The sequence below is a fragment of the Candidatus Hydrogenedentota bacterium genome, from assembly GCA_019695095.1.
GTDB lineage: Bacteria > Hydrogenedentota > Hydrogenedentia > Hydrogenedentales > SLHB01 > JAIBAQ01.
In genome coordinates, this window is record JAIBAQ010000179.1 from 1 (window position 1) to 11,950 (window position 11,950).

Annotated in this window: 9 protein-coding genes; 5 read left to right on the forward strand and 4 right to left on the reverse strand. The window is 60.0% G+C overall.

Annotation, left to right across the window (positions count from 1 at the left end; all coding sequences use genetic code 11):
* Positions 1-186 precede the first annotated feature (186 nt).
* Positions 187-1,518, reverse strand: a complete 1,332-nt coding sequence (locus K1Y02_21120) for a Gfo/Idh/MocA family oxidoreductase (GenBank protein MBX7258878.1) — start codon at positions 1,516-1,518, stop codon at positions 187-189.
* Between the two features lie 104 nt (positions 1,519-1,622).
* The gene (locus K1Y02_21125; protein MBX7258879.1) at positions 1,623-2,480 is read right to left on the reverse strand and encodes a GNAT family N-acetyltransferase; all 858 of its coding nucleotides are present in this window, start codon (positions 2,478-2,480) and stop codon (positions 1,623-1,625) included.
* Between the two features lie 168 nt (positions 2,481-2,648).
* Here K1Y02_21125 and K1Y02_21130 point away from each other — a divergent pair, with 168 nt between their 5' ends.
* From K1Y02_21130 to K1Y02_21145, 4 genes are all read left to right on the forward strand, one after another.
* A complete protein-coding gene (locus K1Y02_21130) occupies positions 2,649-3,803 on the forward strand; it encodes an ATP-binding protein (GenBank protein MBX7258880.1) in 1,155 nt (384 codons plus the stop codon).
* 140 nt (positions 3,804-3,943) lie between these two features.
* Positions 3,944-4,687: a GDSL family lipase gene (locus tag K1Y02_21135; protein MBX7258881.1), complete on the forward strand. Its 744-nt coding sequence runs from the start codon at positions 3,944-3,946 to the stop codon at positions 4,685-4,687.
* Between the two features lie 96 nt (positions 4,688-4,783).
* Entirely contained in the window at positions 4,784-6,301 is a 1,518-nt protein-coding gene (locus tag K1Y02_21140) for a hypothetical protein (protein ID MBX7258882.1), read from the forward strand.
* A 20-nt stretch (positions 6,302-6,321) separates the two neighbouring features.
* Positions 6,322-8,439, forward strand: coding sequence for a hypothetical protein (locus K1Y02_21145; GenBank protein ID MBX7258883.1), 2,118 nt, complete (start codon positions 6,322-6,324; stop codon positions 8,437-8,439).
* Positions 8,440-8,541: 102 nt separating this feature from the next.
* Here the strand turns inward: K1Y02_21145 and K1Y02_21150 are convergent, their stop codons facing one another.
* Both K1Y02_21150 and K1Y02_21155 read right to left on the reverse strand, forming a co-directional pair.
* Positions 8,542-9,897 (reverse strand): cation:proton antiporter, encoded by a 1,356-nt coding sequence (locus tag K1Y02_21150; GenBank protein ID MBX7258884.1) that lies wholly within the window; start codon positions 9,895-9,897, stop codon positions 8,542-8,544.
* Between the two features lie 309 nt (positions 9,898-10,206).
* On the reverse strand, positions 10,207-10,644 hold the full coding sequence (locus K1Y02_21155) for a hypothetical protein (GenBank protein ID MBX7258885.1): 438 nt from the start codon (positions 10,642-10,644) through the stop codon (positions 10,207-10,209).
* A gap of 650 nt (positions 10,645-11,294) precedes the next feature.
* Between K1Y02_21155 and K1Y02_21160 the strand changes: the two genes are divergently transcribed.
* Positions 11,295-11,950 (forward strand): hypothetical protein (locus K1Y02_21160; GenBank protein ID MBX7258886.1); only part of this gene is annotated, 656 nt, incomplete at its 3' end.

Below are 11,950 nucleotides of genomic sequence, written 5' to 3' on the forward strand. Positions count from 1 at the left end.
GCGCCGGAGGCGCTGGACATGCTAGCCTAGGGCAGAGTTTGGGATTGTTCGTTGCGGGCGAGCAACGAACAATTTCAAACGCCGCCCTAGGTAACCGTTACCCAGAAAGAGATGCGCCCTGAAGGGGCATCACACGTGAACCATCCGCCGAATCCAACGGCAAATAACCTCGAGACGCCTATCCCTCTACAGCTCCCACCCGTCCCGGTAGGTCCTCTTCACGTACTGGTTCGCTTCGGGCATGTTCGGGAACTCCATCTTTTCCGCGTCCCACACGAGCTTGGCGTTCATGGTTTTCGCGACGTTGCCGAGCTGGCACACCTCGGTGAGTGGGCCTGAATACGCAAAATCGGCTCCGGCCTTCCCGCCGCTCTTGATGGCCTGAATCCAGTCATCCTCATGAGATCCCTTCACACGCGGAATGCTCGGCGCGGGCGCTTTGAAATCTTTCATGCGTGAATTCGGCAACAGGCGAGGCTCTTCGCCATACACGCCGCACGTCAGCATCCCCTCGGACCCGACGAACAACGACCCGCCTTCGGTGTTGCCCATCACGTCTTCCTGGGCCAACTCGCGCGGGCGCGGAGGCCGCAGCCCGTCGTACCACGTCAATGTTACCGGCGGCATCGAACCGCGCGCGGGGAACTCGTACCGCACGAGGCACGCGATTGCGTGCGTCTCTGGATTAAGGTCGGTCGCGTTTCCTTCCACCGTCGTGGGCTGGCCCAAATCCAGCGCCCAAAAGATCGGGTCGAACGTGTGCGCGCCGCGATCGCCCATCATGCCGCTGCCAAAATCGATCCAGCTCCGCCACGTGGCGGGGTGATAACAGGGATGATACGGCCGCTCCGGCGCTGGGCCGAGCCACAGATTCCAATCCAGCGTTTCGGGCACCGGCGGCGTGTCCGTGGGCCGCGCGCCGAGCGGAGAACTCCACCCCGCATGTCCCCAGGGGTAATACGTCAGGCTGCACCACGCATGCACTTCGCGCACTTCGCCGATGACGCCCGCCTGAATCCATTCGCGCACCAGCCGAATGCCCTCGCCCGAATGCCCTTGGATGCCCATTTGCGTGACGACGCCCGTCTCTTTGGCAATTTCCGCCAACCGCCGCGCTTCGTACACATTGTGCGTCAGCGGTTTCTGGCAATAGACGTGCTTCTTGGCGCGCATGCATGCCGCCGCGATGATTGCATGCGTGTGATCCGGCGTCGCGATGACCACCGCATCGAGATCGCTTTCCTTCGCGAGCATCTCGCGATAGTCCTTGTATTGCTTCGCATCCGGGAACGCCGCGAATGCCTTCGCCGCGTAGACTTCGTCCACGTCGCACAACGCCGCGATGTTTTCGCCGGCAACATTGCGCAAATTCGAGCCGCCCATGCCGCCGACACCGACCACGGCAATATTCAATTTCTCGTTTGCCGCCTGCGCACGCGCCGTGCGCACGGCTCCCAGCGCAGCCGCTCCCGCAACGGCCGTACGCGACATAAAACTCCGGCGATTCATGGTCGACATGGATAGGACCTCCCATTGGCTGATGACTCAACGAGAAGTATCCCCCTGTACGCCGCCCGTTGCAACAACGGCAAAGCACGCTTGATAAAACCGCGGACTGTCGTCTATTCGACAGGCAGCGTGTACTCCACCGCCTGCATGACTTCCCGGTAACCAATGCGCTCGTAGATAGCATTCGACGTAGGATTGTGCTTGTCCGTAAACAACGCGCACCGCGTCTTGCCCCGGCCCAAAAACAACCGGCTCATCCGCGCCACCAGCGCTGTAGCGTGTCCCTGACATCGGAACGCAGCGGGCGTATATACGCCGCCGATGATGTCGCAGTTCTTCGTAGAGCGTACGCGCGCCGCCATACACACGGGCTCGTCCAACTCGAGGAAATACACTTCGCCTGCGGCGATGCGCGGACCGTACGACTCGCGCAACTCTGTCTCATCCGTGACGGGCATTCCGATGTCTGCGCGAAACCCACGGAGCCAATCGAAAACAGACTCCGCCTCGGACTCCGTCGCAGTCCGTACAGTGCCTTTGTCGTGCCCGTCGTATTCCACCCGGTCCAATGCCAGAATCCGGACCTGACGATCCGCGCCAAGCTCCAAACTGCCGGTCCACTCGCGCGCGAAAGTCGCCGCGGCCCCCGGCTCTCCCATCACGCCCGCCAGTCCCGGCGCTTCACGACGCACCCAGCGCGCCAAAGCGACCACGTCATCCTCGGTCATACGGCCCGTGCGTCCAATGATCAGATTGATATGATTAAGCGGACGCGACCGTACCGCTGCGACGCGCACCTCCCCCTGCTCCGTACCCGCTATCAGCAAGGCGTCATCCGGCGTACCGTTCTTGACCATGCTCTCGGCAAGGCCCAACGCCAGATTGTTGTGCGGCTCAAACGCATAGAGGGTCGGCCCAACCGCCTCCAGAAATGCCCCCGCGTCGGCAAAAAGCTCGAAATGAAGTGCCATGGCAACGTCCCTCCTCGCATCTACATAATAATAAAAGACTTATGCATATCTCGGAGATGGACCTCCACACGCATAAGTTACTTTTCGTGAAAGCCATGGAGCGAAGTAACCCAGCAGGGCAGGTCAATATAGCTTGAAATTTATAATGTTACATGATAAATTTCAAGCATGGTACTTGTTGATCGCCATGGACTGAGGGAACGCATCCTGCGCTTTCTGGACCAGTTTCCTGTCGTCCTTCTGCTTGGGCCACGCCAGTGTGGCAAGACCACGCTTGCCCGCGAGATTGCGCAACTACAGAACGCGACGTACTTTGACCTTGAAGATCCACAATGCCCTCTTCAGCAAGAGTCCGCGAGCCTTATGCTTCGAGATTCTACCGGCCTCGTGGTAATAGACGAATTCCAGCGTATGCCCCGTTTGTTCGAGCTGCTTCGGGTTCTTGCCGACCGCCGGCCCCTGCCCGCTCGATTTCTGATTCTCGGAAGCGTTTCTCCTGACCTCGTGAAGGGGGCCTCCGAGACTCTCGCGGGACGAGTGGCCTATGTTCCCATGGGTGGTTTCGACCTTCAGGAAGCGGGTGCAGCCCAATGGCGCACGCTCTGGAACCGGGGAGCCTTTCCGGACTCATTCCTGGCGCGAGACGATGACCAGAGCTTTGAATGGAGACAGAACTTCATTCAATCGTTTCTGGAGCGCGACATGCCGCAACTGGACATTCGCGCCCCTGCCGCGACCTTGCGCCGCTTCTGGATTATGCTGGCCCACCTTCATGGTCAGACATTAAATGTCTCTGAACTTGCCCGCTCGATGGACGTCACTCACCTGATGGTACGCCGCTATCTCGATACGCTCACGGGGGCATTCATGATTCGCCAACTGCAGCCCTGGTACGAAAATGTTGGGAAGCGACTCGTGAAGGCCCCAAAGATTTACCTACGAGACACCGGGCTTTTGCACGCATTGCTCGGGCTACGCAATGCAGAACAAGCCATGGCGAATCCTCGTCTCGGATTTTCGTGGGAAGGATTTGCCCTCGAAGAAGTCATCAGACGTCTAAACGCCGACCGCGATGCGTTCTTCTACAAGGCGCATGGGGGTACGGAAGTGGATTTATTTCTACTGCGTGAAGGCAAGCGACTTGGCTTCGAGTGCAAATGGCAGGACGCGCCACGAGCAACCAAGTCGATGCACACAGCACTCGAAGACCTCAAGCTCGACAAGCTCTTCGTAGTCTATCCGGGTAACCACCGCTACCCGCTGGAGACGAGAATCGAAGCGCTTCCCCTCCCCCAGATTGCCCCCAATACTATCAACGAATAGCCCTCTTCAGTGGACCGGCCAATCTGCTTGACCTTGTGTAGTCGCAAGAAGATGATACGTAGCACGAAACGGTACGGACATCACGTTTTCAAACCGCCAAGGAGAATGGACCGTCAAGATCCATACTTAGGGGAACCACCATGCACTATCTTCGCAATGTCAGCATCGTCGCACTTGTGTTTTTGGCTGGCGCGTGCGCCACGCTAAAACCTGCCGCGCCGCCCAAGACCGCCGAGAAGCCCGATACCTGCGTGCCCGTGCCGCGCGAAGAGGGTTGGATGAAGCGGCACAACTCCTTCAACGAACGCGTGAAACAGGGTAACGTCGATCTGATCTTCATTGGCGACAGCATCACGCAGGGTTGGGAAGGCAAAGGCAAAGCCACTTGGGACAAGTACTACGGAAAGCGCAACGCCGTGAACCTCGGCATTGGCGGCGACCGCACCCAGCACGTTCTGTGGCGTCTCGAAAACGGCAACATTGACGGCATCTCGCCAAAGCTCGCCGTCCTGATGATCGGCACCAACAACGTGTCGCGCAACAAACCCGTGGAGATTGTCCAGGGTATCACGGAAATCGTCGACCTGCTGCGCGCAAAGCTGCCGAAGACGAAGATCCTCGTGCTCGGCGTGTTTCCGCGCGGCGAAACGCCTGGGTACCTCCGTGATCAAGTGGCACAAATCAACGTGCGCATCGCACGGCTCGCCGAGCTGCCGCGCGTCGAATACTTGAACATCAACTCGGTTCTGACGCAGCCCGACAATACCCTCTCCAAGGACATCATGCCCGACTTCGTGCATCTCTCGGAGAAGGGGTACGAACTGTGGGCGCAAGCCATCGAGAAGAAGGTGTCGAAGGCCCTTCACGACAAACCCATCAAGTAATCCGGAGGGCGGACTTTCTAGTCCGCCGTTTTGAGAGGTCGAAGTGTAGGAGGCGGACTGGAAAGTCCGCCCTCCGATTGGGCACTAGGGGGGATGATGACAGCGATAACTCGTCTTTTTGGAATTGCGTTTGGGCTTGCGGCCTTTGTCGCGTGCTTCGCGCATGCAGAAATGCTGTGCGACCACGAGGCCGTGCTGGACGACAACGGAAAGCTTCAGCCGTGGACGACCTACGACAATGTCCTGAAAGGAAGCATGGCCTTCATTCAGCATTGTCCCACGAAGACGACCAACCTCGGCGACGATCCCTGGTACTTGATCTCGTCTGTCATGAACGAAGACGGGACCTTCAGGCCCAATCAGAACAATCAGGGCAGCAACGCCTATTGGGCCGTGGAAACGGTGGCCAAGTACTATGCCTATACCGGCGACCGCTCGTCGCTGGATTGTGCGCGGATGCTGCTTGACCGCATCCTCAAATTCAACACGCCGCCGGATTGGAATTGGGCCAACGTCCCGCGTACGCAAGACAATAGTCCGGACGGCGAATACGACGATCCGGAATCCGAACCCGACAAGATGGCGATGGTCGGTTACGCCTACGTGCGATTCTTCCGTCTCACCGGTGAGCAGAAGTACATGGAAGCGGCGGTGGATATCGCGAAAGCCCTTTTCGCACACATCCAACCCGGCGATGAGGACAACTCTCCGCTGCCTTTTCGTGTTGACCTCAAGACCGGCAAGGTGGTCGAGCAATACACGGCCAACATGATCGCGCCTGTGCTCTTCTTCGACATCCTCGTGGATAGCGGCCTCTCGGAATACGCCGCCCCGCGCGATGCACTGTGGAAGTGGATTCTCGAGTTTCCAATGAAGAACAACCATTGGTCCGGCTATTACGAAGATGTCGGCAAACATCCCGAGAACTACAACCAGCAGATCCCCATGGAGACCGCGCGCTACATGCTTCTCCATCCCGAAGTCGCGCCCGATTACAGGACGCAGGTCCCTGCGTTGCTCACGTGGGTGCGCGGACGGTTCGGGGCGACGAAGCGCTACGGCGCGACCAGTGTTCGCGAACAAGATGTCTGCTTCGAGGAAATGAGCAGTCACACGGCGCGCTACGCGTCCGTCGCCGCGATGTGGTTTGGAGTCACCGGCGACGCAGCCGACCGCGAAGAAGCCCGCGCGGCCTTCGCCTTGGCGACCTACTCTACGTTCAATAATGCCTCCAAAGACGGGCAAGCCATAAACTACGTCGGACTCGGCTACCCAAGGCCCTGGTTCTCGGATTCCTACTTCGATTTTCTCGCACACATCATCGATGGCATGTCGGCCATGCCGGAGTTGGCGCCCGCCGACGCCGATCACTTGCTGGGATCGACCGGAACCGTCAAGTCCATCTCGTATGCGCCTGGCCGCATCGAGTACGAGACCTTCGAACCCACAGGGAACGAAATCCTGCGCATCACGTTCACGCCCGTAAAAATCACCGGCGGCGACAAGCCTCTCGATGCCTCGTACTGGCAGTTCGGCGAGTACAACGGCGCAAGCGGCGTGTTGCGGATCAAACGCGACCAACTCACACACATCGCGATCGAAGCGGCGAAATAGAAGACGCAAGAGGGGGAGTCATGGAACTGTCACGCAGAAGTCTTTTGAAACTGGGCGCGGCCAGCAGCCCCGTGGTCTCGGTCCTATCCAATATGCTCGCAGGCGCATCGGCGCAAGCGGAGTCCGCATCGGCCCTCGCGTCAACCGACGGTATCACGAAGGCCTTCGTATGCTTCCGCATCGGGTCACCGACGTGGATGAACGAAGCGCGCTTCACGGAACTGCTCGATCTCTTCGACCGCAACCGCGGCGTGACCGATGAAGTTACTCTATTCACCCAAGAGACCCACCCGCCGGTGCCGCTGAATGTCCTGCTCGAACGAATGCCTATCATGAAAGCCCGCATGGAGGCGGCGCGCGCTCGCGGCTATCGTTCCGGCATCAACATCCTATCCACGCTAGGTCATCACGAGGAGAACCTTCCCAATTCCCTCTCCGGCGACTACACGCCCATGACCGATCCCAACGGCAATGTGTGCCGGGGATCGTTCTGTCCCAACGGCGAAGCCTTACGCGGACACATCGTCAAGGTGTACCAGGGACTGGTCTCTGCCAAACCCGATTACATCTGGCTCGACGACGACATCCGTCTCTACGGGCACATGCCCGTCGGTCCCTGCTGCTTCTGCGATACGTGCGTGAAGATTTTCTCCGAACGCGAAGGCAAGCCCTTCACCCGCGAGACCCTGGTGGCTGCGTTGTCCGCGGGTCCGGTGCCTGAGCAAATGGCCCTGCGCCGTGCGTACCTGCAACACAACCGCGAAACCATCGGGCGTTTGTTCAAGCTCATCGAAGAGACGGTTCACGCCAAAGCGCCGGAGATGCCCCTCGGATTCATGACCGGCGACCGTTTCTTCGAAGGCTACGACTTCGACACGTGGGCCGACATCCTGGCGGGTCCCAAACACGCACCCGTCTATTGGCGGCCCGGCGGCGGCACCTACACCGATGAGCGCATGGCTTCCATCACCGACAAGGCCCACGACATCGGACGCCAAACGGCGCTTTTGCCCGCGCACGTGAAATGCATCGAATCCGAGTTGGAGAGCTTCCCGTACCAGCGTCTAAAGAAAGCCGCGCATTCCACCGCGTTGGAAGCCGCTGCCTATATCGCAGGCGGTTGCACCGGCACGGCCTTCAACGTCATGTCGCAATACGACGAACCCCTCGACGAATTTCATCCGCTCGTCGCGCACTTGCGGTCGGTTCGTCCGTTCCTAGACCTTCTTGCGCGCGAACTCGGCCGCGCGCCGTCCGTGGGCATCCACAGTGGCTGGTGCAAAGACACCTACGCCGCGCAGAACCCCGGCGGACCCTGGTTTGGCGGACCCGGCGCACCCGGCCAATGCAACGAACTCTGGTCTACCGGACTTCCCGCATCCTATCTCGCCTCGCAATCGAGCGTGGAAGCGTGGTCCGGCGACCAGACGGTGGCGTTGAAGGACCACGAAATCCGGGCCGCACTGCGCAAAGGGCTTTACCTCGACGGCGCGGCCCTTGGCCGGCTCAACGAAATGGGCTATGGCCGGCTCACCGGCTTCGAAACCGCCGAGATCCGGCACGACGACTGTATTGAAGAGCTGACCGATCACCCGCTCAATGGCGCCTTCGCCGGACGCCGCCGCAACGGCCGCCAATCGTTCTGGAAATGCCCGACGCATTTCTTCAAAGCAACCAACGCCCGGGCCGTGGCCGTGTCGCGCTGCGTCGACTACACGTACAACGAAACCGCTCCCTGCTGCATGGGCGTGTTCGAGAATGTCGAAGGCGGACGCATCTGCGTCGCGGGCTACTACCCCTACGAGCAATTGCAGAACCTGAGCAAAGCCTCGCAACTCAAATCCATCATGCGCTGGCTTTCCAAAGACACGCTGCCCGCGTACGTTGCGTCGTTCCACCGCGTCAACCTGTGGGTCCGCCAACCCGAACCTGGCCGCACGGTCATGGCGCTCATCAACGGCTACATGGACCCCGCCGAGAACCTTGAACTGCTCGTGCGCACAGACCGCGCCGCGATGCGCGTCAACCGCATGTACGGCGGCGAAACCGATATCGAAAGCCCCTCCGTTGACGGCCCCTACCGCAGGTTTATCCTGCCCACCCTGCAACCCTGGGAGGTCGCCCTGGCGGTGGTGTAGACATATGCCTTAGGCTTGCCAAGAGAATAGGACCGATCCGTCGGATCCGACGGATCGGTCTTATTCTCTCAATATCGCTCTCTTGCTGCGGCGCAGTTCCCCTTACCCGCCATCTTCCTGACCCCACGACCGTTTACCCATGACCAGATTGAGCAACGGCGAAGTCATGAATGTCGTCACTAACGCCATGAGAACCAGCATGGCAAACAGGGTTGGCGAAATGACGCCCAGATCCAGCCCGATATTAAGAACAATCAACTCCACCAACCCGCGCGTGTTCATGAGCACCCCGAGAGCCGACGCTTCGCGCCGGGGCATGCCCGTTAAACGCGCCGCCGCATAGGTCCCCCCAAACTTGCCCATGCACGCCACCGCGATGATCGCCCCGCAAAACAGCCAATTCTCCACCCCCGAGATCAGGCCAATCTGGGTGCGCATCCCCGTGTATGCGAAGAAGACCGGCAGGAACAGGACTCCGATGAACGACTCCAGACGATGCGTCAGATCGGAGGCAATCCGGCTGTCATGCGGGATAATGGCCCCCAACAAGAAGGCCCCGAAAATCGCATGAATGCCGATGTACTCGGTCGCCACTGCCGACAAGAGCATTGCCACAAAGACGACGGTTAGCGCCCCCTGCGGTCTCCGCTCCATGCGCGGGACCCATCTCTGCGCCAGCGGCGTCCCCACGCCCACAATCAGCGCGACAAAGCCAATGGTCAACAACAGTGTTTGCAGCGCATCGCCGGCGCGGTCGTGCGCGAAGCTCACCACAAATGCCAACAGACACCACGCCGTGGCATCGCCGATGGCCGCGCACGTCAACGCGATCACGCCCAGTCTCGTCTTCTGCACACGCCGGTCCGCGAGTATGCGCGCCAACACGGGAAATGCCGTAATCGACATCGACACACCCAGAAACAACACAAACACGGTCAGCCCCACGCCTTCCGGCGCGAAACGCTCGTGTAGTGGAAACGCCAGTCCCGCCCCCAGTATGAACGGTGCCGCAATGCTCGCGTTCGATATGAATACTGTCGCCTTGACACCCCGTCTTGCGAGGTGCAGGTCCAACTCCAGCCCCACAAGAAACATGTAGAGGATCACGCCCAACTGCGCAATCACACCGAGAAACGGCGCGACCCCCGCGGGCAATACGTAATCCATCGTCTCCGGCGCAATCCGCCCCAGCAATGACGGCCCCAACACGATGCCGCCGATCACCTCACCCATCACCAACGGCTGCCCCAGAAACCCAACGAGCATTCCCGCCGCCCGCGTAACCACAATGATTACGGCAATCGCCAACAGCACATGAAACAACGTGCTGGCGCTCACCGCCGCCGATCCGTGCGGCATGGCGTCTTCCGCGCGCGCGACACACGCAACGAAGCACCCCGCAAGCGCGCCTATCGCGCAGTGCACTAGTCTCGACATTGTTACCAGGCGCTGTGCCATGAAACCCTTCCGCTATCCGTTCACACCAGGTTCAGGAATGACAATCTTAGAAAGGACACGCAGTGGAAACAAACGACACCACTGCTGTGGCTCCCTTGCTGTGGCGTGGTCTCCCCTTGCTGTGGCGCGGTCTCCCGACCGCCCTGCTGTGGCGTGGTCACCCGACCGCCCTGCTGTGGCGCGGTCTCCCGACCGCCTTGCTGTGGCGTGGTCTCCCGACCGCCTTGCTGTGGCGCGGTCTCCCGACCGCGCCACTCTTACGACCGCAGGTCTCCTCTCTTTCGGCTGTACACGCGACTCAACCTTCTACTACACTGCACCGCCATGGAGATATACCGCATTTACGACGATGCGTCCATCTACTTCGTCACATATAGCGTAGTCGGCTGGCTCCCCGTGTTTGTGAGTGAACGGACCTGCGGTCTTCTCGCGGAGAGCCTTGCTTTCTGTCATGCCCACAAAGGTCTGCGCGTCAATGCATATGTCATGATGCCCACTCACATGCACGCGATAGTCTTCGACCACCAGTACGACGCAGACCGTCTTCGGCAGACTCTCGACGAATTCCGCCGATACACGGGTAGAGCCTTGGCCGACGATGCCATCAGGAACCAGCCCCGCGTGTTCTCCGATGTGTACAGGCAAACCGCTCGCCCTGACAGACACCGGCGTTTCTGGCAACCCACGCGCCATCCCGTCGCGGTCCGCACGGAGCGGTTCTGGAGGCAGAAGCTTGACTACATTCACGGAAATCCTGTCCGAAAAGGCCTCGTGCGCTACCCCGAGGACTGGCGCTACTCATCTGCGCGCAGCTACGCGACAGGCGAAAGCACTTGCGATGATGTCGAGATAACTCAAATCTCGTGGTGAAGAGGAGACCTGCGGCCGCGGACGTGGGAGACCTGCGGTCGTAAGAGTGGCGCGGTCGGGAGACCACGCCACAGCGAGTGGTGAAGAGTAGACCTGGCGATCACGGACGTGGGAGACCTGCGGTCGTAAGAGTGGCGCGGTCAGGAGACCACGCCACAGCAGGGAGAGATTTCGCTCCCGAAGTGCAACGAACTCACCCATATATACAAATGCCAACAAACGAGGGCACAGCCATGTACACTCGAACTCGCGCCGTACTTTCCCAAGTGCGCGCGCCCGCGCACCCTGCATGGCGAGCCACACGCGGTACCCTTGAACCGTCAAATCGCACGTGACCTCCCCGCTGGCTGCGCGTTCTCTGCGCCTCGGCGGCTCTGCGCGAAAATCGCTTTTCGGGACACCCCCTTGAACCGTCAAAATGGACCAAGGGGACACCCCCCTCTTTCTGAAGTTCCGGCGTTTACATTCCCCCTGAAAACGTGGTCTACTCGTGAGACGTGTTTTCGACTTTGGAAGGGGGTATTTGCATGCGGTCTGCAATGTGGTTGATGGCAATGGGTTTGGCCTTGGTGGCCTATGCGCAGGACACGGTAAACCCGGTGCCCGAGGACGTCTACAAGGGCGAGCTGGTCGCATTTCCGGGACCGTGGAGTTTCCAGCTCGGCAAATCGCACATCATCCTCGTGAGCGATGAGGAACTGGAGTTTCTGTCGGACCCCGACAAGCAGTTCAATATGAGCCTTGGCCTTGAACCGCGCATGGATTCGCTGCGCGCCGTCTGCGAACGCGCGAAGGCCGCCGGACACCGTACCTTGACCATCGCGTTCGACCATTTCTTCCAGCAGTATCGTCCCGGGCAAGGCGACAAGCCACGCCGTCTGACCCCCGACACCGACGAGTACATCAGCCGCATCGCCGCCGTCAGCAAGTTCGCCCAGGAATACGGACTTGGCCTGGAACTCAGCCTGCTCAGCCCGCTCGAGATCGGCCCGGCGTACCGTGCACAAACGGGCGAATCCGGCACGTGGATGCATTACCGCAAAGGTATCCGCGACCCGCAGACCGGAACCTACAGCGTCCAACTGTGGCAACAGCGCCGTTGGGGCAACAACAAGGGCGCGGTGCTTCTGGAAGACGCCGGCGTGCGCGTATTCGCCTTCAAAGAGAAGTCCATCGGGGGCAC